Raw genomic sequence first — 24,707 nt, 5'->3', positions numbered from 1 at the left:
GCCAACCGCGCCCGCTACACTCGATCGGGTGCGCTGAGCGGTTGCTCGCGCCGAACCAGCCACCATGCGGGACCGTCTTGACGAGGAGTAGTTGCCATCGACACCGGTCAGCTGATCGCAGGGCACTACCGCCTGGTCGAGCACATTGGCAGCGGCGCCATGGGGGTCGTCTGGCGGGCGATCGACGAGCGCCTGGAGCGTTCCGTCGCGGTCAAGCAGATCCTCGCCCAGCCCGGCCTGTCCGAGGCCGAGCGGATCAACAGCCGCCAGCGCGCCATGCGCGAGGCCAAGAACGCGGCCCGCTTCCAGCACCCGAACGCCATCGTGGTCTTCGACATCGCCCAGCACGACGGCGATCCCTGCCTGATCATGGAGTACCTGCCCTCGCGCAGCCTGGCCGCGGTGCTGGCGGAGAACCCGACGCTGCCGCTGCCCCAGGTGGCGCGGATCGGCGAACAGGTGGCCGCGGCGCTGGTGGCCGCGCACCGGGCGGGGATCGTGCACCGCGACGTCAAGCCCGGCAACATCCTGATCGACGACGGCGGCACCACGAAGATCACCGACTTCGGCATCTCCCGCGCCGCCGGTGACCTCACGCTCACCCAGACCGGGCTGATCGGCGGCACGCCCGCCTACCTGGCGCCCGAGCTGGCGCGCGGCGCCGACCCGTCGCCCGGGTCGGACGTGTTCGCGCTCGGCGCCACGCTCTACCACGCGCTGGAGGGCGTCGCGCCCTACGGCAACTCCACGAACCAGCTCGCGCTGCTCTACAAGGCGGCCAACGGCAAGGTCGAGCCACCGCGCAAGTCCGGCGCGGCCACCGCGCTGCTGATGAGCATGCTGCAGGTCGAGCCCGGTGAGCGGCCGACCATGCCCGAGACCCGCGAGCGGCTCGCCGCGCTGGCCAGGGGCGAGGGTGACTCGCAGGCCGCGACCACCGTCTCCCCGGCGCTCGGTGCCGCCGGTGGCGGCCGCCAGCCGATGACCCCCGCCGGGGGCAACCCGGTGTCGCGCACCCCGTGGGCCAGGAACGACAAGACCTCCGCCGCGCCGTCCGCCGCCGCGGTGGCCGCCGCGCCGAAGCCGGTCAACCCGACCTCGTCCTTCGCACCGCAGAGACCGGCCCCGGCGGTGGCCCAGCAGCAGACCAAGGCCGTTCCGGCGGGCGCGGCTCCCGGCGCGGCTCCGGCCCCGCCGCCCGCGCTGAGTTCCGGGCGCACCCCGGCCCAGCAGTCCGAGGCCAAGCGCAAGGCGCTCATGCTCAGCGCCGGCGGTGCCGCGGTGCTGGTCGTCGCGGTGGTCGTGTTCATCGTGCTGTCCAACGGCGGTGACGGCGGCCCCGACCCCAACGCGCAGGCCAACACGCCCACGGCCGTCAGCCAGCAGCCGCCCCCGCCCGAGTCGTCGGCACCGCCCAGCTCGGCCAAGCCGTCGCAGCAGAACACCACCAGTTCCGGCAAGGTGGAATGGGGCCCGGCCGGCCAGCAGGTGATCGCCTTCTACAACCTGCCCGGTGGGGCGGCCGCCTCCTGGGCCATGCTCACCCCGGCCGGGCAGGCCGACTACGGCAGTGCCGCAGCCTTCGAGCAGTACTGGTCGCAGTTCAAGTCGGTCGGCTCCAAGGGCGCCACCGCCTACAAGCGGGAAAACAACCCGGACGGCTCGGTCGACATCAAGGTCACGGTGAGCCACAGCGGCGGCTCGGTCGAGAAGATCGTGCGGGTGATCGCGGTGGGCGGCCAGCTCCTGCTCGACACCAACACCAAGCTCGGCTGAGCGCTCAGCCGGGGAAGTAGACCCGGCGCGCGTTCTCCCCGGCCACCATGCCGCGGAACCGGCCGGCGTCCGCCCTGGTCCACGACCCGGCCCCGACCCCGCCCGTCAGCACCTCGTCCAGCGCGCGCCGGAAGAGCGTCGCGGCGAGGAAGTACAGCTCGGGCAGGCCGAAAGCGTCGGACGAGTAGAGCACCTTGCCGAACGGCGCCAGCTCGGTGAGTTCCACGAGCAGTGTGCCCGCGCGGTCACCGAGGTTGTGCGCGGCCAGGCCGATGTCGGCGAACACCGTGCCGAACACCTGCGTCAGGTAGCCCGCCTCCCGGTGGAACGGGTAGTTGTGCAGCAGGAGCACCGGCACGCCGGTGGGCTGCAACGCGCGGAGCAACGGCATGAGCAGCAGCGGGTCGCAGTCACGCAGCCGCACGTCGGGGTCGCCGAGGCCGACGTGGAACTGGATGGGCAGGCCCAGGTCGGCACCGCACCAGATGAGGAAGCGGTGCAGCACCTCGTCGGCGAGCCGCCCGCCGCCCTCGCGCAGGAACCGCCCGGCGGCCGCCGTCACCTCGGCCGGGGCTGGACGCTCGGGTGCCAGATCCAGGCCGACGCGGTAGGCGGCGATGGACTTCACGCCGACGGCATTCGCGGTCCGGGCCGCCAGGCGCGTCCGAAGCGCCTCGGCGAAGTCGCCGGCGGCCACGCCACCGGCCAGCACCTGCTCGGCGACCTGCTCCAGCCGGACGATCTCGTACGCGGGCGCACCGGCCAGTTCACCCAGTTCCGCGGGCCCGAGCAGCGGTTCCGGCTCGAAACCGGTGTCCACCAGCAGCGCGCTCAACCCGGCCGCCCCGAGGAACCGCCGGTTGACCTCCGGGTGCCCCAGTTCGGCCCGTCGCGCGAGGTACTCGTCGGCGGGAGCGTGCGCGGCCAGGTCCAGCACGGGCGCGCACCAGCGCCGGACGGCCAGCCCGATGCGTGAATCGAACAGCGAGCCGCCGAGCGCGCTCGGCGCGGGCGCCTCGGTGAGCAGCGACTCGAAGGCGTGCCGGTCCGCTTCGCGCCGGATCACCCCGTGGCAATGGTGATCGACCAGCGGGAATTCGGTGTCCATCTGTCCTCTCTCGACCGGATAGCCGACGACAAAGTTGATCGTTCACGCGAGACTGGTGCCCTGTCCAGACCACGGTGAAGGGGTATGAGGGATGGACCAGCACGACCGCGAGGCGCGGGCCGAGCAGGCGCGCGGGATCGCCGCCGACCTCGGGGAACGGGGGATCGCCGCGATCGCGGTGACCTGGGTGGACACCAGCGGCGTCACCCGGGTCAAGACCGTGCCGACCGCCCGGCTGGGGCACGCGGCCGCCTGGGGCATCGGCGCGTCCCCGGTCTTCGACGTCTACCTGGTCGACGACTCCGCGGTGACCGGCCGCTTCGCCGGCGGACCGGCCGGTGACCTGCGGCTGCACCCCGATCTGGACCGCCTCACCGCGCTGGCCGCCCAGCCCGGCTGGGCCTGGGCCCCGGCCGACCGCTACCAGCAGGACGGCACGCCGCACCCTGGCGATCCGCGGCTGCTCGCCCAGCAGGCGGTGACCCGGCTGGCCGACACCGGGCTGACCGCGCAGGTCGCCTTCGAGGTCGAATGGTGCGTCTCCCGCGGCGACGGCGACGAGTTCGTCCCGGCCAGTTCGGGGCCCGCCTACGGCATGGCCAGGCTCGTCGAGCTGCCCGACTACCTGCGCGGGGTCCTGGAAGCGCTGAGCGCGCAGGGCATCGCCGTCGAGCAGTTGCACCCCGAGTACGCCGTCGGCCAGTTCGAGGTGTCCGTGGCGGCCACCGATCCGGTCGGCGCGGCCGATCTGCTGGTGCTGGTGCGGGAGACCCTCCGCGCGGTCGGCCACCGGCACGGCCTGCGCACCACCTTCGCGCCGAAGGTGGTGGCCGGCGGGGTCGGCAACGGCGGGCACGTGCACCTGAGCCTGTGGCGCGACGGGACCAACCTGATGTCCGACGGCGACGGCTGGCACGGGCTCACCGAGCTGGCCGAGGCCTTCGGCGGCGGCATCCTCGACCGGCTGCCCGGCCTCCTCGCCATCGGCGCGCCCTCGGTCGCCAGCTACCTGCGGCTGGTGCCCTCGCACTGGGCAGGCCCGTACCGGTGCTGGGGCTGGGAAAACCGCGAGGCCGCGCTGCGGCTGGTCTCCGGGGAGGCCGGGCACGGCCAGCGCGCGGCGAACCTCGAGGTCAAGTGCTTCGACGGGGCCGCGAACCCGTACCTGGTGGTGGCCGGGCTGCTCGCCGCGGGCACGGCCGGGATCGCCGAGCAGGCGGCGCTGCCCGAGCCGATCCAGGTCGACCCGGCCTCCCTGCCGGAGGGCACCGTGCAGCGCCTGCCGGCCAGCCTCGGCGAGGCGGCCACGGCGTTCGAGGCGGACCCCGCGCTGCGCAAGGCCTTCGGGGAGGAACTGGTGGACACCGTGCTCACCGTGCGTCGCGGTGAGCTCGCGTTGTTCGACGGCCTGTCGGCGGAAGAAGTCGTGGCCCGCACCCGGTGGCGCTACTGACGCGATACCGTGAGGACATGGCCGCCGCCAAGGACAGCACGGACCGGTCGGACGACGAGCCGAACCCCCGGTTCCACGAAGACCTCGTCGGACTGGACCCGGCGGACCCGGAAGCCCAGGAATTCGCCCGCCACCTCGACCGGATCGAGCGCTGCGGGCCCGCCTTCACCGTGGAGGCCTCGCTCGACGGCGTGGCCGACTTCGCCGACTCCAGCCACCGCGCCGGCGGTTTGCGCTGGTGGACCGCGGTCGCGGTGGTGTGCCTGATCCTGATCGGCGTGATCGTGGCCTCCTGGGACATCGTGCTGCGCACGCTGGCCTGGCTCGCCGAGTAACGTGGACGACGTGAAAGGTATGAAGCCCGTCGTCGGCGCCACTCCCCGCGTGGTGAAATCCGAGCAGGAGTGGCGGGAGCAGCTCGGCCCGGAGGAGTACGCGGTGCTCCGAGAGGCCGGCACCGAACGCCCGTTCACCGGCGAGTACACCGACACCCAGAGCACCGGCGTCTACGAGTGCCGCGCCTGCGGGGCCGAGCTGTTCCGCAGCGACACCAAGTTCGAGAGCCACTGCGGCTGGCCGTCGTTCTACGACCCCGCCGACTCCGACGCGGTCCTGCTCCGCGAGGACCGCACCATGGGCATGGTCCGCATCGAGGTGCTGTGCGCGTCCTGCCACAGCCACCTCGGGCACGTGTTCGAGGGCGAGGGCTACGACACGCCGACCGACCAGCGGTACTGCATCAACTCGATCTCGCTGAAACTGGTGCCCAAGCCGTAACCCGTTCCGGGGACAGGCCCCTCACCCGCCCGATACCGTGGTGATCACGCTTCGGGTGGGGAGGGAGCGCCGATGGGTGACCCGTGGGGACTGTCCGGTCCCGCGTTCCTCGGCATCTACGCCGGGTGCCTGCTGGTGCCCGCGATCGTGCTGGTGGCCGGGCTGTTCCGGAACCATTCGTCCGGCGGCAAGGCGTGGCAAGGGCCGCTCGACCTCTACCAGTACGCCTTCTTGCGCACAGGGCCGCGCCGCGCCGGTGAGGTGGCGCTGGCCAGGCTGCTCGAACGCGGGCTGCTGCGGGCCGACTCCTCCGGCACCCTGCACCACACCAGCGGTGCCGGGGAGAACCAGCTGGAACGGCACCTGATCGCGAGCGTCACCGGTGTGGCCGGGCGGTCCGCCAGGGCGCTGGTCGACAACGTCTGCGAGTCCGGGGCCATGCGTGCCCTCCGGGACGACCTGATCGCCAAGGGCCTGCTGGTGGACGAAAAGCGCTGGCGCAAGCTGTGCGTCACCGCGCTCGCCTTGTTCTGCGCGGTGGTGGCGCTCGGCCTGGTCCGGTTCGCCGTCGGGGTGGGCGGCGGCTTCCCGGTCGAGTACCTGACACTCCTGCTCGTGGTGGCCATCGGCGGTGTCATCACCACGTCGATACTGCTGAGGTGGGGCCAGCAGCGGCCCACGAAGGAAGGCGCGCGAGCGCGAGCCGCGGGATACCCCGGCGCGGCGGGACTCGTGGCCCAGTACGGTCTTTCGGCGTACCCGGACCGCGAAATCCGGACCGCGCTGCTGTTCGGCATGACCCCGCCCTCGCGTTCCGGCGCCCGGCGGCGGAATTCGTCGTACGGGAGTGGCGCCGTGGTGGGTGGTTGCTCGTCGGCGGGCGGCAGCGGATGCTCGTCCTCGCCGGGTGGCAGCGGTTGTGGTGGCGGGAGCAGCAGTTGCGGCGGGGGCGGCGGCTGCGGTGGTGGTGGCGGAGGAGGCTGAGATGGACGAAACCTGGGGCCTGACCGGGTCCGGTTTTCTCGGGCTGTACCTGGCGCTGCTGGTGGCGCCCGTACTGCTGGGCGTGCTGGTCACGCTGGGCTTCCGGCAGGTGCGCCGCTTCCACTCCGCGGCGGACGATTCCCCGTTGCCGAGCGACTACCACGTGGCCTACCTCGCGCGCGGGCCGCTGCGCGCGGTCGAAACGGCCATCGCGGCGCTGGTCGACCGCGGCAGCCTGCGTGCCGAATCCGCGGGACGCCTGTCGTCGATCGGCGGTGAACCGGAGGACGACCTCGAGCGGGTCATCTTCGAGACCGGGTACCTCGGCACCACCGCGAACGACGCCGCGGTCGCCGCGCTGAAGTCGCCGGAACTCACGGAGATCCGCCGCGACCTCGAACTGCGGCGCCTGATCGAGCCGGAACTGCCCACACACGTGATCTGGCTGGGTGTGACCGTGAGCTACGGCCTGGTCACCCTGTTCGGCCTGGTGCGGTGGTTCGCGGTGGTCACCACGAGCACGCCGATCGGCTTCCTCAGCTTCCTGATCTTCGTCGCGGCCGGCGCCACCGCCGCCGCGCTGGCCCCCGCCCGGCGGCGGCCGAGGTTGCGCCGGACCGCGCTGGGCAAGCAGGTGCTGCGCGCGTCCCGGCAGACGCTGACCGGGGCGACCCGCGAGGTCGCGCTGAACGGTGGCCTGGGCGCCTACCCCGATCCGGAGATCTCCCCGGCGCTGGAGCTGAAGTTCGACCGCTCGCGCCGGCGTCACCCGGGGACCAGCAGCGCCGGTGTGATCGCCGGGACGCTGCTCGCCGGCTCCCTCGTCACCGGGGCGCCGGGCGAGAGCGGGGACGGCGGCGGCTGCGGTTCGGGCTGCGGCGGTGGGTGCGGGGGCGGCGGAGGCGGCGGCTGAAGCCGGTGAAATTACGGCCCTGCGCCCGGGGTGCGGTGGCTTAGTCTCCGGTCAGGTTCGATCCTTGGGAGGGCCGAATGATGGAGGAACCCTGGGGCATCTCGGGTCCGATGTTCATCGGGCTGTACGTGTGCCTGCTGATCGCGCCACTGGTGGTGGCGGTACTGGGCCGGATGGCGCTCGCCGCCGCCGGGAGCCACTCGGCGGATTCGTACCGTCCGGGGAACGTCTACGAGGTGGCTTACCTGGCAGGCGGGGCCGACCGGGTCACCGAGACCGCGGTGGCGTCGCTGCTCGAACGCGGCACGTTCCGCGCGGACAGCACCGGTCAGGTGCACGGCACCGGTGCCGTGCCCGACGACGCGGTGGAACGGGCCGTGCACCACATCGTGCAGCGCCGGGGCAGTGTGAAGATGCCCGGCCTGCGCAAGGAGATGCGCTCGGCGGACGTCATCCGCGGGATGGAACAGCACCTGGCACGTGCCGGGCTGATCCGGCCCGTGCGGGGCCGGGCCCGGCTGCGGCGTCTGGTGCACCTGCTCTACCTGGCCGTGCTGGCGACCGGGGTGGCGCGCCTGGTCAACGGCATCTCGCTGGACCGGCCGGTCGGTGTGCTGATCTTCCTGGTGATCCTGGCCGCGGTGGCGACCTTGATCGCGACCGCGGTGGCCCGCTCGACGCCACGCGGCCGGCCGACGGCACAGGGTTCGGTGCAACTGGCCAGCGCCCGGAACTGGCAGTCGCGGCAGCAGGCCGCGACGGCCGGTGGTGCGCCCCCGCGCAGTTCGTCGGCGTTGCCGATGCTCGCCGGTGCCGCGGGCGCGGTGGCGATCGGCGGCATGATGATGTATCCGGACGAGGAGATGCGGACCGCGCTCGCGGCGCCGAGTTCCGGTGGCTCGTCCGGCGGTGACGGTGGCGGCGGGTCCTGCGGTGGCGGGGGCGGCGGCTGCGGTGGGTGCGGGGGTTGTGGTGGCTGAGCTGCCCCGGTTCGGGGTCGGCATCGGCTGGCGGCCCGAACTTGACCTCTCGGTACCGCGCCTGCCCGGCGTCGACTGGGTCGAGGTGGTCGCGGAGAACCTGCGGCCCGACGCACTGCCCGCTTCGCTGATCGCGCTGCGCGACCGCGGTATGCCGGTGCTGCCGCACGCGGTGTCGCTTTCCCTGGGTGGCGCCGAAGAACTGGACACCGCGCGCGTCGAGCACCTGGCCGAGCTGGCCGACGTACTCGGCGCGCCGGTGGCGAGCGACCACGTGTGCTTCGTGCGCGCGGGCGGGCTGGACGCCGGGCACCTCATCCCGCTCCCCCGCACCCGCGAGGCGCTGGACGTGCTGGTGGACAACGTGAAGCTGGCGCAGTCGATCCTCGGGGTGCCGTTCGCGCTGGAGAACATCGCCGCGTTGCTGGAATGGCCCGATCCCGAATTGAGCGAGGCGCGGTTCCTGACCGAGCTCACCGAGCGCACCGGCTGCCTGCTGATCGTGGACGTGGCCAACCTCTACGCCAACGCGCGCAACCTCGGCGGCGATCCGGTGTCCTTTTTGGACGAGATCCCGCTGGAGCGGCTGGCCTACGTGCACGTGGCGGGCGGCGAGGAGCACCACGGCGTCTACCACGACACGCACGCGCACGCGGTGCCGCCGCAGGTGCTCGAGCTGCTCGGTGAGCTGCGGTCCCGGGTGGACCCGCCGGGGGTGCTGCTGGAACGGGACGACGCCTACCCCACCGACGCCGAGCTGGCCGCCGAACTGGCGGCGATCCGCGCGGTGGTCGAGGCGTGAGCCGGGAGGACCTGGCCGCGCGGCAGGCGGAACTGATGCGGGCCCTGCTCGCCGGGGGCACGCCACCGGCCGGGTTCGACCAGGACCGGATCGGCGTCGAAGTCCGGGCGCTGCGGTCGAAGCGCCGCCGGGTCGTCGCCTACCTGCGACCCGAGTTGCCGCAGGAACTCGGCGATCGGTTCGTGCCGTTGTTCGACGAGTACGCGGCCGGGCACCCGCGCGCGGAGGGCGTGCGGATGCGCGAGGACGCGGAGAACTTCGCCGGCTGGCTCATCGCCAGGGGCGCGCTGAAACGGCCCCGGCGCCGGTGGTGGTCACCACGACGGGCGATCGGTTCCCGGTAGCCGGGTCCCTTCCGTCCACTGTGGAGCGGCACCGGGCACCGGGACGTAGGTGAGTTCGCCGTACGGGCTGGGCAGTTTCGCCAGCAGGTCGCCGGCCTCGTAGCCGGTGGTGGTGTCCTCCCGGCGGCCCAGCGACTCCAGCCACTCGGCGGTGTGCGCCAGCGCCACCTGACCGCGCCAGCCACCACCGTCGGCAGCCGCGCGGCGCAGGGCGGTCATCACCGTCGCGGCGGCCAGCCAGCCGGTGGCGTGGTCGAGCGCCTGCGCGGGCAGCGGCCGGGGCTGGTCGAGCCCGGCGTGCGCGGCGATGCCACTGGCCATCTGCACCAGGCTGTCGAACCCGCGCCGGGTGCGCCAGGGTCCGTGCGTGCCGTATGCGGAGAGGTCGAGGGTGATCAGGCCGGGGAACTCGTCGGCCAGTTCCTCGGGTGAGAAACCCCAGCGGGCCAGTGCTCCTGGCCGGAACGACTGGACGAACACGTCGGCCTTGGTCAGCAGCTTGCGCAGGCGGGCGCGTCCGGCGTCCTGGGTGAGGTCGGTGAAGGCGGACCGCTTGCCCAGCCCGGTGTCCATCCACAGTGGATCGAGCCGGGGCAGGTGCGCCGCGCCGAGGTGGAGCACGTCGGCGCCGTGGGCGGCGAGCACCCGGCCGGCCACCGGACCGGCGATGACGTGGGTCAGTTCGAGCACGCGCACCCCGCCGAGCGGCCGGTGCGACTCGAAGAGCCGCTTGGGCGGGGCGTCGCCGGTCTGGCGCAGGTCGACCAGCGGCTGCCCGGCGACCGCCTCGCCCTGCGGGTGGCTGAGCCAGTCCTCACGGGTGCGCATCAACGCGGCGGCGCCCCCGGCGGCGACCACGGCCTCCTGCACCTCGCGAGCCCGGCGCTTGGCGACGGCCTCGGTGACGGCTTCGCGGGTGGCGGCGGTGCCGAGCCCCCAGCAGACGGCGGAGACGTGGCGCGGGTAGTTGCAGTGGAGGCGGACCCAGCCGTCGGTGGCGAGGTAGTCGCCGGTCAGCGGCGCCCAGGGCTCGCCCGGCACCTGGCCGTCGACGCGCAGGTGGCGCTCACTGTGGAAGGCCGCCGCCGCGTGCCGCAGGTCCACTTCCACCGGCGGGGCCTCGATCCCCCGGAAACGGAGCAACTCGGCAGCCGCGTGGGTGGCGACCCCGATGCTCGCCGCCGCGGCCGCCGCCACCCGGAACGGCCCGGGCAACACGGACTCCGACCCCGTCACCCCGATCGCCCCGGACGGGAGGGTTTCCCCGCTCACCTGCCGCCACACCGCGGCGATCTCTGCTTCGATCACTGTCCCTCAGTCGGTTTCGGGCCGCTTGCCGGTCAACAACTCGAGGATCTGGCCGAGCCGGGAGTCGATGGCGTTGAACCGGGTCTCGTGCCCCTCGAGAACGATCTGCACGCGGCGCAGCTGAGTGCTGTGGTCGCGCTGCACGTCGAGCATCGACGACACCTTCGTGTCGATGACGTCGACCCGCTGCTTCGTCTCGGCGGCGAGCTTGTACAACGACTCGATGTCGTTGTCGTGCTGGCGCTGCTTGCGGCTGAACTCGGGGAACGACATGCGAGGACCCTACCGTTCTCGGCTCAAGTGGCCTAGGCCACCCTGGTTACGGCAGGTTGAGGACCAGTTCGGCGGGGGGCACGCGGGTGCCGGTGTAGAAGGGGATCTCCTCCCGCACGTGCAGCCGGGCTTCGGTGCCGCGCAGGTGCCGCATCAGGTCGACGATCCGGTGCAGTTCGTCCGCTTCGAAGGCCAGGATCCATTCGTAGTCGCCCAGTGCGAACGAAGCGACGGTGTTCGCGCGCACGTCCGGGTAGTCCCGCGCCTCCTTGCCGTGGTCGGCGAGCATCTTGCGGCGCTCCTCGTCCGGCAGCAGGTACCACTCGTACGACCGCACGAACGGGTACACGCAGATGAACTTGCGCGGGTCCTCCCCGGCCAGGAACGCCGGGATGTGGCTCCGGTTGAACTCCGCGGGCCGGTGCAGCGCGACCTGGCTCCACACCGGCACCGAAGCGCGCCCGAGCGGGGTCCGCCGGAAACCGGTGTAGGCCGCCTGGACCTGCTCGATCTCCTCGGCGTGCCACCAGATCATGAAGTCGGCGTCGGCACGCAGGCCGGCGACGTCGTAGACCCCGCGCACCACCACGCCCTTGCTCTCGAGACCGTCGAGGAACTCGGTGGTCTCACGCGCGGCGGGGCCGCGGTCCTCGGGCAGCCGGCCCGGTTCGGCCCGGAACACCGACCATGCGGTGTAGCGAATGGTGTCGTTGAGCTCGTTGTAGTTCAGCCGCGCCATGCGTCCATCTTCGCAAACTCCGCGAGCCTGGTGGCGGCGGCGTCCGCGGTGGCCACGCAGGCGGGGATGCCGACGCCGTGCAGCGTGGCGCCCGCCACGTCCAGGCCGGGCACCTCGGCCACCGCCCGGCCGATCGCCTCGACCAGTCCGGTGTGCCCGGGGCCGTACTGCGGCAGGCCACCACCCCAGCGCGTGACCACGGTGTCGACCGGCTCGGCCCGCACCCCGGTCAGTTCGGCGAGGTCGTCGAGCACCAGCCGCACGAGCTCGCCGTCGTCGGCGTGCAGCGCGCCCGGCTCACCGAACCGGCCGACCGAGCCGCGCAGCAGCACCGGTGCTCCCTCGCCGGTGTGGTGCGCCCACTTCCTGGCCGAGAAGGTGAACGCCTTGACCGCGAACGGCCTGCCGTCGTCACGCTGTTCCGACGCCCCGACCAGCACCCCGGAGGCGTCCGGCAGTTCGGTGCCCGGCGGCAGCGCCAGCCCGATCACCGCCATCGACGCGAGTTCCACCTGCGCGAAGGCCGCCGACGCCGCCGGAGCGACCTCGGCCAGCAACCGCCGCGCGGCCGGGGCCGGCACGGCGAGCAGCACCGCGTCGAAGTCCACAGTGGACTCCTCGGGGGCGTGGGCGGCCGCGGCGGCACCGACGACCAGGCGCCAGCCACCGTCCCGGCGGTGCAGTTCGCGAACGGTGGTCCCGGTGCGGATCTCGGCGCCGGAAGCCGCGGCCAGCCGCTCGACCAGGGCACCGAGCCCGCCGCGGAGCGTGGCGAACACCGGAGCGCTGCTCGGGGAAGCGGGCACCAGCGACGCGGCTGCCGCGGTCAGCGAGGTGGCACCGCGGTCGAGCGCACTGGCCAGTCCGGGCATGGTGGCCCGCAGCCCGAGTCCGTCCGCTCCCCCGGCGTAGACCCCGCCGAGCAGCGGGTCGACCAGGCGGTCCACCAGCTCGTCGCCGAACCGGGAGCGCAGCAACCCGCCGAGCGGCACATCCTTCGACGGCAGGTCGACCGGCGGCAGCGATGCTTCGGCGGCGACCTGCGCGAGCCCGTCCGGGGAGAGCACACCGGCCACCGCGTCGGCACTGGCGGGCACGCCCATGACCGTGCCGGGTGGCAGCTGACGGGCCTGCGCACCGGCCCGCACGGTCGCCCGCGCGCCGGTCGGGTGCACCAACTCGTCGTCCAGGCCGAGCTCCCGCACCAGGGCGATGGCCTCGGGACGGCGAGCGAGGAAGGCTTCGGCGCCGAGGTCGAACGGCCGTCCCGCCAGCGTGCCGGTGCGCAGCTTGCCGCCGGTCGCGCCGGTCGACTCGAAGACGGTCAGCTCGGCGTCCGCACCGAGCAGGCGGTGCAGCCGGTAGGCCGAGACCAGGCCGGAGACGCCACCCCCGACCACCGCGATCCTGGTGACCACGGGCTACAGCGAGTGCACGAGTTCGACGACCCGGGTGATCACCTCGGGGTCGGTGTCCGGCAGCACCCCGTGACCGAGGTTGAAGATGTGCCCGGCGGCGGCGCGGCCCTCCTCGGCGATCCGGCGGACCTCGGCCTCGAGCACCGGCCACGAGCCGAACAGCAGCGCCGGGTCCAGGTTGCCCTGCACCACCGGCGCGGACCCGGGCTTCGTGGCGGTCAGCCTGCGGACGGCCTCGTCCAGCGGCACGCGCCAGTCGACCCCGACCACGTCGGGACCGGCGTCACGCATATCGGAGAGCAGTTCGCCGGTGCCGACCCCGAAGTGGATGCGCGGAACGCCCGCGTCGGCCACCCCGGCGAAAACCTTGGCCGAGTGCGGCAGCACGAATTCGCGGTAGTCACGCGCTGAGAGCGCGCCCGCCCAGGAGTCGAACAGCTGGACCGCGTCGACCCCGGCGGCGATCTGCACGCGCAGGAAGCCGAGCGCGATGTCGGCGAGCTTGCCCGCCAGCGCGTGCCACAGCTCCGGCTGGGAGTGCATCAGCGCCTTGGTGCGCTCGTGGTTGCGGCTCGGCCCGCCCTCGATCAGGTAGGAGGCGAGCGTGAACGGCGCACCGGCGAAACCGATCAGCGGCGTGTCGCCGAGCCGCTGGACCAGCAGGCGGACGCCCTCGGCCACCGGGACGACCTGCTCGGGGTCCAGCGCGGGCAGCGCGTCGACCGCGGCGGCGTCGCGCACCGGGGAGGCCACCACCGGGCCGGTGCCCGCGACGATGTCGATGTCCACCCCGGCGGCCTTGAGCGGCACCACGATGTCGCTGAAGAGGATCGCCGCGTCCACCCCGTGCCGTCGCACCGGCTGCAGGGTGATCTCGGCGAGCATCTCGGGGTCGAAGCAGGCGTCGAGCATCGCGGTGCCCGCGCGCAGTTCGCGGTATTCGGGCAGGGAACGCCCGGCCTGGCGCATGAACCACACCGGCAGGCGGCTGGGGCGCTCACCCCGCGCGGCCAGCAGGAACGGGGCATCGGGCAGCGCGCGGCGCGCGGTGGCCGCGGCGGGCGCTGAGGTAGGAGAAGACATCGGATACATCGTGCCACGCACGAGGTCAGGGCCGATTTCCAGGCACCTGACGGCGCGTCCGCCAGCTCAGCGGGCACTTTCCGGCTTACAGTCCAGAGCGTGACCGCGATGACGCATGCGCCCGACCTCTTCCGTGAGGCGGTCGCTGCACTGGACTCCGTGCGCCCCCGTCCGGAGGTGGTCCTCGAGCCGATGCGCGCCCCGCGGCGGCTGGCACCCTGGGCCTACGCGCTCAGCTGCGAGGTCACCGGCCCGGCCGATGTGCTGGCGTCCGGCAGATTGGTGCTGCTGCACGACCCCGACGGCCAGGAGGGCTGGAACGGGGTGCTGCGCATGGTCGTCTACGTCCGCGCCGAGCTCGACCGCGAGCTGGCCACGGACCCGTTCCTGCCGGCCGTGGGCTGGTCGTGGCTGACCGACGCGCTGGAGCACACCGCCGCCGCGTACACCTCGCTCGGCGGCACGGTCACCGAAACCTCGTCGGCCCGCTTCGGCGACATCGCCGGTCCCGCGCGCACCGATGACCTGGAACTACGGGCTTCCTGGACGCCGGAGGACGCGGAACTGCGCTCGCACGGCGAGGCCTTCGTCCAGCTCATGGCCAGCGTCGTCGGCCTGCCGCCAGTGGGTGTGTCCCTGTTCGAGCAACGCTCCAGCTCCGGTTAGGGCTGGCGCGAAGCGCTCCGTTGAGGGTGGTGGTGGGCGACGGGCGGGCTAGTAATTGCGCCATTCGTCCTTGGCGTACTCCAGCACTCTCGGCTGCATCAACGAGGACGAAGGCACATCCGGGATCCGACGCCGGTCCACCGGAAAGACCCCGGCCGCACGCAACGAGTCGTTGTCCAACGAACGCAGAGCCGGAGCGGTCGGCGAAAGCCGCAGTTGGGGCTCGGCTTCCGCGGTCGCCAGGTGAAATCCCCAGTCGCCGAAGCTCGGCACGGATGTGTAGTAAGGCACCGTCCGCAAACCGACCTCGCGCAGCGAAGACTCGACGCACCAGTAGGAACGCGGCGCGAAGTACGGCGAACCGGCCTGCACCACCAGTCGTCCGCCGTCGGCCAGTGATCGCCGGACCAGGGCGTAGAACTCCACCGAGTAGAGCTTCGCCGTCGCGGTGGAGTCGGGATCGGGCATGTCGACGATGACCGCGTCGAACTGGGGAACGTTGCCGCGCAGCCAGGTGAAGGCGTCGGCGGTGATCACCTGCACCCGCGGGTCGTTGAACGCGCTTTGATTGAGCGCCAGCAGATCGGGCTGGGACCGGGCCAGCCGTACCACTTCCGGGTCCAGTTCGACCAGCGTCACGTGCCGGACGTCCGGGTAACGCAGGACTTCGCGCAGGCCGAGGCCGTCACCACCGCCGAGGATGAGCACGCGCTCGTGCGGCCCGGACAGCACCGGGTGCACCAGCGCCTCGTGGTAGCGGTACTCGTCGACCGAGCTGAACTGCAGGTCGCCGTTGAGGTAGAAGCGGACGTCGGCCGGTCCGCCCAGGTTGACCGACTCGGTGAGCACGATTTCCTGGTACGGCGTGCGTTCGGCGTGCACCACCGGATCGGCGTAGAGGGCTTGGCGGGCGGAGAGTTCGAACTGCCCGGCGAAGGCGAAGGTGGCGGCGAGGACCACAGTCACGCCGACCGCCGCCGCCGAGAGCACCACCCGCGTGCGCCGCCGCAACCGCTTGCGGAACACGGTCAGCACCAGGCCCAGCCCGGCGATCGCGTTCACCGCGCCGACCAGCAGCGCGCCGCGGACCTGGCCGAACACCGGCAGCAGCACGAACGGGAAGGCCAGCCCGCCGAGCAGCGCGCCGACGTAGTCCGCGGCGAACAGGTCGGCCACCGCGGAACCCGCGTCCTGCCGCCGGATCCGCTGCAGCAGCACCATCAGCAGCGGGATCTCCGCGCCGATCAGCATGCCGAGCAGCAGCGCGATCACCACCAGCGCGGGCACGTACAGGCTGAGCCAGGCGTAGGCGGCGTAGAGCAGGAGCACGCTGAGCCCGCCGAGCAGGGCGAGCGCGATCTCGATGCCGGCGAAGGCGGCCTCGGCCCGGCGCTGGAGCGGCTTGGCCAGCAACGCGCCGACGCCCATCGCGAACACCATCACCGACAGCACGATCGACGCCTGGCCGACGGTGTCGCCGATCAGGTAGCTGCCGAGCGCGACCAGCGCCAGTTCGTAGACCAGCCCGCAGGCCGCGCAGATGAACACGGCGAGCAGGACCGCGGCCCTGGCCAGCCGGGTGCGCGGCGCGTCGGTACTCGCCCCGGCGTCGGCGTCCGTTTCGGTGGCGGTCACGTGATGGCGGCCGCGATGATCGCGCTCACCGCGACGTGCACCGAGGCCGAGACCCACACCGCCGGGTGCGGTTCGGGCCGGGCCAGGATCTCGCCGAGCTTGCCGGGCGTGGCCAGGTCGAGCAGCACGAACGCCACCGACATCAGCGCGAGCCCGGCCAGGCCGAAGACCACGGTGGACATCAGGCCGGTGACCAGGTCGGTGTCACTGGTGATGATCGCCGTGGTGACGATGACGCCGACGCCGAGCAGCCCGGACGCCAGCAGCACCGAAGCGTTGCGGTTGCCCTGCACCCAGATCAGCTCGCGGAGCTTGCCCGGCGTGGCGAGGTCCACCAGCACGAAGCCGAGGGCCATCAGGACGGTGCCGACCGCGCCGTAGGCCAGCGTGGCCAGCAGGCCGGAGATGAGTTCGGACATGGTCGCCTTTCAGTTCCAAAGTGGGGGGTGGGTGGCTCAGCGACCGGCGGGCGGCGGCTGGTGCGGCGGATACGGCGGCTGCTGCTGCCCAGGCCACAGCTGCCGCGGATACTGCGGCCCGCCCTGCTGCGGCCACGGCGGCGTTTGCCCGGGCTGCTGCGGAAACCCGCCGCTGCGCTGAGGCGGCCCGCCTTGCTGCGCTGGATGCTGCGCCTGCCCGGACTGAGGTGCCTGGCCAGGCTGTTGCGGAAACCCGCCGCTCTGCTGCGGCGGATACTGCGACGGCCCGGTCTGCTGCTGCGGCGCCTGTCCAGGCTGCTGCGGCGGATACTGCGACTGCCCAGGCTGCGGCGACTGTCCGGGCTGCTGCGGGAATCCGGCGCCGGGTTGGGGGTGGCCGGGGGCGGGTGTCTGCGGTCCGGTCGGCGAAGGCGCGTCCTTCTTCTTGGCCCGTGCCCTCATCCAGAAACCCAGCACGACGCAGAGCAGAATCCCGGCACCGAGACCCGACAACGTCAACGTGGTGCTCAGCGGGAAGTCCGAACTACCCGCCCGGCCGAGCGGCTTCGGCACCGGGCGGTCCGCCGGTGGCGGGGTCGGCACCGCCTCCAGGCCACCCGATTCGATCATCAGCAGTGGCAGCCCGAGCGCCGCGTGCCCGGTGCCGCCGACCGGGTCCTCGACCAGGCTCGGCGCGTTCACGCCGAGCCGCGCGAAGTCCTCCTGGCGGGGGAAGGTCGAGCGCCGGAAGTCCGGCGAGCCCTCGACCTGCACGCCCACCGCGTCCAGCGACTCGCTGCTGTCGCTGGTGTAGCCGACCGCGACCCGCGTTTCCAGCCACCGCGGGCAGGTGTTCGCCGGCACCCCCGGCCCCCGGCTCGACCCGACCTGGGACTTCTTCGTCGAGCCGTCCTCCAGGCTGTACCCGAAGCAGACGCCGTACGCCTTCTCCAGTTCGGCCAAGCCGGTGGTCAGCTCCTGCGCCGCGTCCGGGGAGAAGGTGGGCAGCAGCCCGCCGTCGTACCGGGTGGTGCTCGAGTACGCGGTGGTGTCCGCGTTGTGGAACTCCCCCGGCCCCGGCGGCGACGCGCTGCCGAGTTCGCTGATCCCGGCCCACACCGCGGCCACCAAGACCAGCGCGACCACGAACCAGACGCAGCCCGGCTTGCCTTCCTTCTTCTCCTCGCTCATTTGCCCGCCCCCGGTCCGCGGCCGCGGAAGTCACCGCCGTGGGTGGAGGTCCAGCCCCACGACCCGCTGGTGTGCCCGCCGTAGCGGCGGTAGGCCCGCTCGGCGTCCATCACCTGGATGGTCGAGCCGGTGCCCCGCGGGGTGATCACCACCGCGTCCGAGGAGTACCGCAGGTAGATGCCCGAGTTGTCGGCCGACTGCGCCAGCGGCTTCCAGTCGGTGACGATCAGCGTGGACACCGCGCTCGGCTTCTCCGCCGAGGTGTAGGAGCGCACGTCGTCGTCGAAGTCCTGCGAGGTGTCGCGGTCGAACTCGTTGTCCACGAAGTTCGCCACGCTCGTCCCGCCGAAGAACAGCAGGTTCACCGCGATGATCAGCGCGATCACCGCCAGTATCCCGCCCAGCACGAACCACAGCCGGTATTTCACGTCTTCCTCTTCCCCAGTCCGTCCGGTCAGTTCCCGGCCGGGTAGATCCGCACCTCGTACCGCGACAGCACCTCGCCGCGGCTGACCTCCCACTTGCCGCCGTCGCCGTAGGACTCCAGCGAGAGCCGGGCGTCGTCACCGGCGGCGTAGTCCTGGTAGTGGACCGTTCCCTGGGCGTCGAGCCCGGTGGTGCCCTCGGCGGTGTACGCGGCCGTGCCCGACTCCTGGTGGCGGTAGGTCCGGCCGTCCAGGTCGATGGTCTTCCCCGGGGTCACCGCCACGTCGGTCAGCGTGGAGAACAGCACCAGTTCCAGGTCCGGGTCCTCTTCGACGGACAGCCAGAACCGCTTGCCCGCCGGGTTCTCCACCAGGTGCTCGGCCCACGACCAGCCGTCCTCGCTCAGCCGCAGCGTGCCGCGCACGGCGAAGGACTCACCGCGGATCTCGGCGATCGCGCCGGGGCCGAGGGTGCGCGGGTCGCCGCGGACCGCGTCCACGTCGGCGGAGCCGAAGGGATCGGTGCCCGCGGCCGGTTCCGCCGGTGCCTTCCGGCTGCGGCGGGCCAGCAGCACGCCGACCACGACCAGCGCCACCAGCACCAGGACGAGCAGCACCACCACAACGACGTCGATCATTCGAGTGAACCCCCCTAACGCCGGGCGATCGCGAGTGGATCCGTCCCCGTGTCCGCCCGGCGGACCGCGCACACTTTAACCAGCCGCCGGGCGCCATGTGGGCGGTTTGCCCGGAGTGGGACTCGGCGGATGGCGGAAGGCCCGGACCGCCGTCCGCGCGGGCCCGCGCGGAGCCCCGATCCGTCACACTGCGAAATCACGATACGAGCGTTATGTCCGGTTAATCCGGTTTTAGGCGCTTGTTCGGCGGTCAACTCACACTCGCGGTAGGCCTCGGCATCCGGCCGCACGGCTCCCCCGACCGGCCGTAGCGGCGCCACGCGAGTACGCGTCAGAGTGTTCCTCTGCGGATGCACGTAGCGAATGCACGCCCATCCGGGTGGCAGCAATCTCTGTTCATCGCCGGTCTCCACAGATCCGTTAGCCAGTTACGCATTACTGCCCCGATCGTGTGACTGCAACGTCACGGAGTGACGACTCGATCCAGATCCGTACCCGTTCGATCCCCCCACTGACCCTCTCGGGCGGCTAGAGTGCCTTCGACGACACCACTTTCGGTCTAAAGCTGGCGCGGCTGATTGGCCGAAAGTCCCGGTGCCGGTCGGGGGGCACGACCGACTCCAGGGAGGTAGTGACGTGGCTGCCGTCGGCTTATCTCAGGCCGTCCGTTCCACGCCAGCCGGTGCTTTGCCGGCGAGCATGGTTCCGCACCCGCGGGAAGAACTTTTTTCCGTACTGGTGGTCGATGACCACCCGTTGTTGAGGGAGGCAATCGCAGCAAGACTCGCACAGATGGGTGCGGGCACGGTTCACGAGGCCGCCACGGTGGCCGAGGCGAGGGCAAGGGCGACGGCCACCGGGCCGTGCGACCTCGCGATCCTCGATCTCGGCCTGCCCGATGGCAGTGGCATCGAGCTGGTTACGGAGCTCCGTAGCCATGGCTGGCCTCGCGTTGTCGTGCTCGCGTCCTCGGACGACCCGTACGCGGTTCGTTCGGCGTTCCAGGCGGGCGCTCAGGCATACCTGCTCAAGTCCGCGTCGCCGGTGGTTGTCACCGACGGCGTGCGCAGGGTGCTCGAGGGCGGCGTTTACGCCGACCCGAGCGTCGCTCCGGTCCTGGCCACCGGCACGAGGGTCGCCGGCACCGACAACACCCCGCGCGAGCTTTCCGCTCGTGAGGTGGAGGTGCTGCAACTCGTGGCCGACGGCCAGTCCAACAAGGAAATCGGTGAGGAGCTCAGCCTCTCCGCGCTCACGGTGAAATCCCACCTGTCGCGGATCGGCCGCAAGCTCGGCACCGGTGACCGGGCGCAGATGGTCGCACTGGCCATGCGCGCGGGCGTCATCCGCTAGTCAGGGCTCTGCCACGGTAAGGGCCGACCAGGCGCGGTCGGCCCTTACCGTAGGGTCATGGAGTGGATATCGCTGATCAAGACGGCGTGACGCCCGATTCACCGGCCCCGATCCCGCTGACGGAACCGGCCGAAGGTACCCCCGAGGTCATCGCCGACCCCGAGGCGCTGGCGCACGCCTGCGCCCGGATCGCCGATGGCGAGGGCGCCATCGCGGTGGACACCGAGCGGGCCTCCGGTTACCGCTACTGGCCCAAGGCCTACCTGGTGCAGTTGCGCCGGGAGGGCGTGGGCTCCTTCCTGATCGACCCCATCCCGCTCAGCGGGCAGCTGGGGCCGCTCGCCGACGTGCTCAACGGCGCCGAATGGGTGCTGCACGCGGCTTCCCAGGACCTCCCCTGCCTCGCCGAGCTGGACCTGCGGCCGACGACGCTGTTCGACACCGAGCTGGCCGGGCGGCTGGCCGGGTACGACCGCGTCGCGCTCGGCACCCTGGTCGAGAAACTGCTCGGCTACCAGCTCGAGAAGGGCCACAGCGCGGCCGACTGGTCCCGCCGCCCGCTTCCCGTCGACTGGCTGAACTACGCCGCGCTCGACGTGGAACTGCTGATCCCGCTGCGTGAGAAGCTCGAAGCCGAGCTGGAGGCGCAGGGCAAGCTCGACTGGGCCCGGCAGGAGTTCGAAGCGGTGCGCACCGCTCCTCCGCCCGCCCCGCGGGCCGAGCCGTGGCGCCGCGTGTCCGGCATCCACAAGATCCGCTCCCCGCGTGGCCTGGCCGCGGTCCGGGAGTTCTGGCAGATCCGCGACGAGATGGCGCGCAAGCGCGACCGCGCGCCCAGCCGGGTGCTGCCGGACAGCGCGATCGTCAGCGCCGTGCTCGCCGACCCGAAGACCACCGCCGAACTGCAGGCGCTGCCGGTGTTCAGCGGCCGCGTCCAGCGCAAGTTCGCCTCGACCTGGCTGCGGCCGCTGCAGATCGCGCGCTCGCTGCCCCGGCAGGAGCTGCCGCTGCCCGCCCAGCCGACGGACGGCCCGCCGCCGCCGAACCGCTGGGCCGACAAGGACCCGGACGCCGCCGCGCGGCTGTCCGCCGCCAGGGCCGCGCTCACCGCGCTGGCCGAGCACCACCGGCTGCCGGTGGAGAACCTGCTGCTGCCGGAGCTGGTCCGCCGCACCTGCTGGCGTCCGCCGGAGAACCGCGACGAGAACGGGGTCGCCGAGGTGCTCGGTGCCGCCGGGGCCCGGCCGTGGCAGATCGAGCTGACCGCGCCCGCGCTGGCCAAGGCGCTCACGGCCAAGGCGGAGAACAAAGCCGAGAACAAGACCGAGGATTAGACCCGGGAGCACTCGAGGGCGGCGGCCCGGAGCAGGTCGAGACCGGCCGCCCGGACCGAGCCGCTCGCGCCGGGCAGGCCCGCGAGCCGGAGCACGGCGTCGGCGCCGTGGCGGGCGTGGGCTTCCACGTCCAGGCCCGGATCGTCGCGGCGGGCCGTGGCGATGCTTTCCACCAGGCCGAACGCCAGGCTGGTGCAGATGCCCAATGACCGCGGTTCCGCGCCCGCTTCGGCGATCAGCGCGCGGTAGCAGTGCTTCAGCTCGGCGCGCGCGGTCCGGAACTCGGCCAGGTTCAGCGCCTTGACCTCGGGCAGCAGGCACAGCACGCCGAGGTTGTGCCGGGCCAGGCCGAGCGTGCGGATGTCGGAGTAGCTCAGCGCCCACAGCCGGACCTCGGCCGGGGCCAGCTCGCCCAGCAGTTCCCTGGCCACCGCCAGCGACGGGTCGACCGTCTCGGCGAGCAACGCGGCGAGCAGGTCCTCCTTCGCCGGGAAGTGGTAGTAGATCGAGGCCTGGCGCAGCCCGGCGAGTTCCGCGATCGCGCGGGTGGTCGTGGCGGTGTAGCCGGTGGTGGTGAACAGCTCCGCGGCGGCGTCGAGCACCGCCTCGCGGGCGTCGTGCCTGCTCGCCGACTCGCCGCTGGCCCGCGGCCTGCCCACTCCACCCGAATTCCGCACGCTGGAATGGTGCCAGGTGCGGCGCGGGTGGGCTGGATCGACCCAGTTGAACAATGGTCTATACCTATCACCCGCCGCCCGCTAGCGTGGAATGGTCTGGACCACTATCCCGTCCTCGCGCAAAGGATCAGGCCATGCGGCACACCCCACGCCGGTTGCTCAGCGCACTCCTCTCCTTCCTCCTCGCGATCACCGTCTCCGCGGCACTGGGCAGACCCGCGGCCGCCGCGGGCCCGCTCACCGCGGCGTTCAGCCTCACCGGCACCACCGGCCAGTACCAGGTGACCAACACCGGCACGGCCGCGGTCTCCGGCTGGACCATCAGCTTCCGGCTGCCCGCCGGCGTCACCGCGACCAGCGGTGAGCACGCCACGGTCACCCAGAACGGCACCGAGGTCACGCTCACCCCGGCCCACTACATCGGCACCCTGCAGCCGGGGAAGTCCACCTACCCGTACAACCCGGCGTTCCGGCTCAGCGCGGCGGCGACCCCGGCCGCGTGCCGGATCGCCAACGCCAACTGCGACGGCTCACCCGACACGCCGCCATCGGCACCCGGCGGCGTCCAGGCGACGGTGAAGACCACCAAGACGGTGACGCTGTCGTGGTCCGCCTCGGCCCCCGGTTCCCTGCCGGTCGCCGGCTACGACGTGCTCAACGGGAGCACCAAAGCCGCCACCGTCACCGGGACCACGGCGACGATCACCGGCCTGACCCCGAACACCGACTACTCGTTCACGGTGATCGCCAAGGACACCGCCGGGCTGGCCTCCCCCGCGTCCGCGCCGCTCGCCGTGCGGACGAACAATCCCGCCGACGACACCCAGGCCCCCAGCGCCCCGGGCGGGCTGAAGGCGACCGGTGCCGACGCGGGCAGCGTTTCCCTGGCGTGGACGGCCAGCAGCGACAACACCGGCGTCGCCGCCTACGACGTCTACCGCGGCACCGCCCTCGCCGCGACCGTGACCACCACCAGCGCGAAGATCAGCGGGCTCTCACCGTCCACTTCGTACAGCTTCACCGTCCGCGCCCGCGACGGCTACGACAACACCTCGGCGGCGAGCAACACCGTCACCGCGAAGACCGGGGACATCGTCGGCGGTTACGCGAAGATCGGCTACTTCGTGCAGTGGGGCATCTACGGCCGCCAGTTCTTCGTGCGCAACCTCGACACCAACGGCGCGGCGGCGAAGCTGACCCACCTCAACTACGCCTTCGGCAACATCGACCCGGTGAACCTGACCTGCCTGCAGGGCGTCACGAAGGGCACCACGCCGAACCCGCAGGACCCGAACCAGGGCGACGGCGCCGGTGACGCCGAAGCGGACTACGGACGGCCGATGTCGGCGGGGCAGTCCGTCGACGGCGTGGCCGACACCGGCTGGGAGAAGTTGCGCGGCAACTACAACCAGCTCAAGAAGCTCAAGGCGAAGCACCCGAACCTGAAGGTGCTCATCTCGCTCGGCGGCTGGACGTATTCGAAGTACTTCTCCGACGTGGCCGCGACCGAAGCCTCGCGCAAGAAGTTCGTCAGCTCCTGCCTGGACATCTACCTCAAGGGCAATCTGCCCGTCTACAACGGCGCGGGCGGGCCGGGCACGGCGGCGGGCATCTTCGACGGCATCGACCTCGACTGGGAGTGGCCCGGCGCGGAAGGGCACGCGGGCAACCACGTCAGCCCGGCGGACAAGGTCAACAACACCCTGCTGATCCACGAGTTCCGCAAGCAGCTCGACGAACTCGGGGCACCGCAGGGCAAGCGGTACCAGCTGACCGCGTTCACCCCGGCCGACCCGGCGAAGATCGACGCGGGCTGGGAACTGGCGCCGGTGGCCAACTCGCTGGACATCTTCAACGTGCAGGGCTACGACTTCCACGGCGCGGGCAGCGACAACTCGTGGGAGCCGAACCGGACCGGGCACCAGGGCAACCTCTACGCCGACGCCGACGACCCGTACAACTTCCACTTCAGCGTGGAGAACGCGGTCAAGCCGTACCTCGACGCCGGGGTGAGCCCGCGCAAGCTGACCGTCGGGCTGGCGTTCTACGGCCGTGGCTGGCAGGGCGTGACCGACGGTGGCAAGGCCGGTGAGTGGCAGGCGGCGAACGGCGCCGCACCGGGCCAGTTCGCTGAAGAAGCCGGGACACGCGGGTATTCGAACCTGCTGGCGAGCGTGCCGAACTGCACGGTGCACCACGACGAGGCCGCGGTGGCCACCTCCTGCTTCACCGGCAACGGCGGGCAGTGGTGGACCTTCGACGACGCGTGGGCGATCGGGAAGAAGACCGCGTGGATCAAGAGCAAGGGCCTGCTGGGCGCGATGATCTGGGAGATGTCGGGTGACACCGGGGTGTTGATGTCCGCCACGGACAACGGGCTCAAGTGAACCAACGTGAAAATGCTTCGTAGA

Annotated in this window: 25 protein-coding genes; 13 read left to right on the top strand and 12 right to left on the bottom strand. The window is 72.1% G+C overall.

What is annotated here, in order from left to right; translation table 11 throughout:
- Window positions 1-111: 111 nt before the first annotated feature.
- Entirely contained in the window at window positions 112-1,776 is a 1,665-nt protein-coding gene (locus tag JOM49_RS19905; RefSeq protein WP_209671387.1) for a serine/threonine-protein kinase, read from the top strand.
- Between the two features lie 4 nt (window positions 1,777-1,780).
- On the opposite strand, the gene JOM49_RS19900 is transcribed toward JOM49_RS19905, so the two are convergent.
- Window positions 1,781-2,884 (bottom strand): amidohydrolase, encoded by a 1,104-nt coding sequence (locus JOM49_RS19900; RefSeq protein ID WP_209665772.1) that lies wholly within the window; start codon window positions 2,882-2,884, stop codon window positions 1,781-1,783.
- A gap of 91 nt (window positions 2,885-2,975) precedes the next feature.
- Here JOM49_RS19900 and JOM49_RS19895 point away from each other — a divergent pair, with 91 nt between their 5' ends.
- The 8 genes from JOM49_RS19895 (at window position 2,976) to JOM49_RS19860 (ending at window position 9,137) form a co-directional block, all read left to right on the top strand.
- Window positions 2,976-4,337: a glutamine synthetase family protein gene (locus JOM49_RS19895; protein ID WP_209665771.1), complete on the top strand. Its 1,362-nt coding sequence runs from the start codon at window positions 2,976-2,978 to the stop codon at window positions 4,335-4,337.
- Between the two features lie 17 nt (window positions 4,338-4,354).
- Window positions 4,355-4,672, top strand: a complete 318-nt coding sequence (locus JOM49_RS19890) for a hypothetical protein (RefSeq protein WP_209665770.1) — start codon at window positions 4,355-4,357, stop codon at window positions 4,670-4,672.
- A gap of 19 nt (window positions 4,673-4,691) precedes the next feature.
- Window positions 4,692-5,114: a peptide-methionine (R)-S-oxide reductase MsrB gene (gene msrB / locus JOM49_RS19885; protein WP_209671385.1), complete on the top strand. Its 423-nt coding sequence runs from the start codon at window positions 4,692-4,694 to the stop codon at window positions 5,112-5,114.
- A 72-nt stretch (window positions 5,115-5,186) separates the two neighbouring features.
- Window positions 5,187-6,098, top strand: a complete 912-nt coding sequence (locus tag JOM49_RS19880; RefSeq protein WP_209665769.1) for a TIGR04222 domain-containing membrane protein — start codon at window positions 5,187-5,189, stop codon at window positions 6,096-6,098.
- 1 nt (window position 6,099) lies between these two features.
- A complete protein-coding gene (locus tag JOM49_RS19875) occupies window positions 6,100-7,011 on the top strand; it encodes a TIGR04222 domain-containing membrane protein (protein WP_209665768.1) in 912 nt (303 codons plus the stop codon).
- Between the two features lie 77 nt (window positions 7,012-7,088).
- The gene (locus tag JOM49_RS19870) at window positions 7,089-7,991 is read left to right on the top strand and encodes a TIGR04222 domain-containing membrane protein (protein ID WP_209665767.1); all 903 of its coding nucleotides are present in this window, start codon (window positions 7,089-7,091) and stop codon (window positions 7,989-7,991) included.
- Complete coding sequence (locus JOM49_RS19865; RefSeq protein WP_372444046.1) at window positions 7,984-8,793, top strand: MbnB/TglH/ChrH family RiPP precursor modification enzyme; 810 nt, start codon at window positions 7,984-7,986, stop codon at window positions 8,791-8,793. The genes JOM49_RS19870 and JOM49_RS19865 overlap by 8 nt, the downstream gene beginning before the upstream one ends.
- Window positions 8,790-9,137 (top strand): SCO6045 C-terminal-like domain-containing protein, encoded by a 348-nt coding sequence (locus JOM49_RS19860; protein ID WP_308158797.1) that lies wholly within the window; start codon window positions 8,790-8,792, stop codon window positions 9,135-9,137. The genes JOM49_RS19865 and JOM49_RS19860 overlap by 4 nt, the downstream gene beginning before the upstream one ends.
- On the opposite strand, the gene JOM49_RS19855 is transcribed toward JOM49_RS19860, so the two are convergent.
- The 5 genes from JOM49_RS19855 to hemE are packed head-to-tail and all read right to left on the bottom strand — an operon-like array spanning window position 9,108 to window position 13,958.
- Window positions 9,108-10,442 (bottom strand): CoA transferase, encoded by a 1,335-nt coding sequence (locus tag JOM49_RS19855; protein WP_209671380.1) that lies wholly within the window; start codon window positions 10,440-10,442, stop codon window positions 9,108-9,110. The genes JOM49_RS19860 and JOM49_RS19855 overlap by 30 nt on opposite strands.
- 9 nt (window positions 10,443-10,451) lie before the next feature.
- Window positions 10,452-10,718 (bottom strand): hypothetical protein, encoded by a 267-nt coding sequence (locus JOM49_RS19850; protein WP_209665766.1) that lies wholly within the window; start codon window positions 10,716-10,718, stop codon window positions 10,452-10,454.
- Window positions 10,719-10,764: 46 nt separating this feature from the next.
- Window positions 10,765-11,457 (bottom strand): hydrogen peroxide-dependent heme synthase, encoded by a 693-nt coding sequence (gene hemQ, locus JOM49_RS19845; RefSeq protein WP_209665765.1) that lies wholly within the window; start codon window positions 11,455-11,457, stop codon window positions 10,765-10,767.
- The gene (gene hemG, locus JOM49_RS19840; protein ID WP_209665764.1) at window positions 11,445-12,875 is read right to left on the bottom strand and encodes a protoporphyrinogen oxidase; all 1,431 of its coding nucleotides are present in this window, start codon (window positions 12,873-12,875) and stop codon (window positions 11,445-11,447) included. Before hemG ends, hemQ begins: the two co-directional genes overlap by 13 nt.
- 3 nt (window positions 12,876-12,878) lie before the next feature.
- The gene (hemE, locus tag JOM49_RS19835) at window positions 12,879-13,958 is read right to left on the bottom strand and encodes a uroporphyrinogen decarboxylase (protein ID WP_372444044.1); all 1,080 of its coding nucleotides are present in this window, start codon (window positions 13,956-13,958) and stop codon (window positions 12,879-12,881) included.
- A gap of 99 nt (window positions 13,959-14,057) precedes the next feature.
- Here hemE and JOM49_RS19830 point away from each other — a divergent pair, with 99 nt between their 5' ends.
- Entirely contained in the window at window positions 14,058-14,624 is a 567-nt protein-coding gene (locus tag JOM49_RS19830) for a DUF3000 domain-containing protein (protein ID WP_209665763.1), read from the top strand.
- A 48-nt stretch (window positions 14,625-14,672) separates the two neighbouring features.
- Here the strand turns inward: JOM49_RS19830 and JOM49_RS19825 are convergent, their stop codons facing one another.
- The 5 genes from JOM49_RS19825 to JOM49_RS19805 are packed head-to-tail and all read right to left on the bottom strand — an operon-like array spanning window position 14,673 to window position 18,932.
- Window positions 14,673-16,259 carry a polyamine aminopropyltransferase gene (locus JOM49_RS19825; protein WP_209665762.1) on the bottom strand — a complete coding sequence of 529 codons (1,587 nt, stop codon included), beginning with the start codon at window positions 16,257-16,259 and terminating at the stop codon, window positions 14,673-14,675.
- Window positions 16,256-16,678, bottom strand: a complete 423-nt coding sequence (locus JOM49_RS19820; RefSeq protein ID WP_209665761.1) for a DUF350 domain-containing protein — start codon at window positions 16,676-16,678, stop codon at window positions 16,256-16,258. The genes JOM49_RS19825 and JOM49_RS19820 overlap by 4 nt, the downstream gene beginning before the upstream one ends.
- Before the next feature lie 36 nt (window positions 16,679-16,714).
- Complete coding sequence (locus tag JOM49_RS19815) at window positions 16,715-17,869, bottom strand: hypothetical protein (RefSeq protein ID WP_209665760.1); 1,155 nt, start codon at window positions 17,867-17,869, stop codon at window positions 16,715-16,717.
- On the bottom strand, window positions 17,866-18,297 hold the full coding sequence (locus JOM49_RS19810) for a DUF4247 domain-containing protein (RefSeq protein ID WP_209665759.1): 432 nt from the start codon (window positions 18,295-18,297) through the stop codon (window positions 17,866-17,868). Before JOM49_RS19810 ends, JOM49_RS19815 begins: the two co-directional genes overlap by 4 nt.
- A gap of 26 nt (window positions 18,298-18,323) precedes the next feature.
- Window positions 18,324-18,932, bottom strand: a complete 609-nt coding sequence (locus JOM49_RS19805; RefSeq protein ID WP_209665758.1) for a DUF4178 domain-containing protein — start codon at window positions 18,930-18,932, stop codon at window positions 18,324-18,326.
- Window positions 18,933-19,568: 636 nt separating this feature from the next.
- Here JOM49_RS19805 and JOM49_RS19800 point away from each other — a divergent pair.
- Both JOM49_RS19800 and JOM49_RS19795 read left to right on the top strand, forming a co-directional pair.
- On the top strand, window positions 19,569-20,285 hold the full coding sequence (locus JOM49_RS19800; RefSeq protein WP_040406084.1) for a response regulator: 717 nt from the start codon (window positions 19,569-19,571) through the stop codon (window positions 20,283-20,285).
- Between the two features lie 62 nt (window positions 20,286-20,347).
- The gene (locus JOM49_RS19795) at window positions 20,348-21,619 is read left to right on the top strand and encodes a ribonuclease D (protein WP_209665757.1); all 1,272 of its coding nucleotides are present in this window, start codon (window positions 20,348-20,350) and stop codon (window positions 21,617-21,619) included.
- Here the strand turns inward: JOM49_RS19795 and JOM49_RS19790 are convergent.
- A complete protein-coding gene (locus tag JOM49_RS19790; protein WP_209665756.1) occupies window positions 21,616-22,296 on the bottom strand; it encodes a TetR/AcrR family transcriptional regulator in 681 nt (226 codons plus the stop codon). The genes JOM49_RS19795 and JOM49_RS19790 overlap by 4 nt on opposite strands.
- Window positions 22,297-22,430: 134 nt before the next feature.
- On the opposite strand from JOM49_RS19790, the gene JOM49_RS19785 reads away from it, so the two are divergent.
- A complete protein-coding gene (locus JOM49_RS19785; protein WP_209665755.1) occupies window positions 22,431-24,683 on the top strand; it encodes a glycosyl hydrolase family 18 protein in 2,253 nt (750 codons plus the stop codon).
- Window positions 24,684-24,707 lie beyond the last annotated feature (24 nt).

Source organism: Amycolatopsis magusensis, from assembly GCF_017875555.1.
Classification (GTDB): Bacteria; Actinomycetota; Actinomycetes; order Mycobacteriales; family Pseudonocardiaceae; genus Amycolatopsis; species Amycolatopsis magusensis.
The sequence above is the reverse complement of the archived record's forward strand: the minus strand, read 5'-3'. Positions and strand labels throughout refer to the sequence as shown.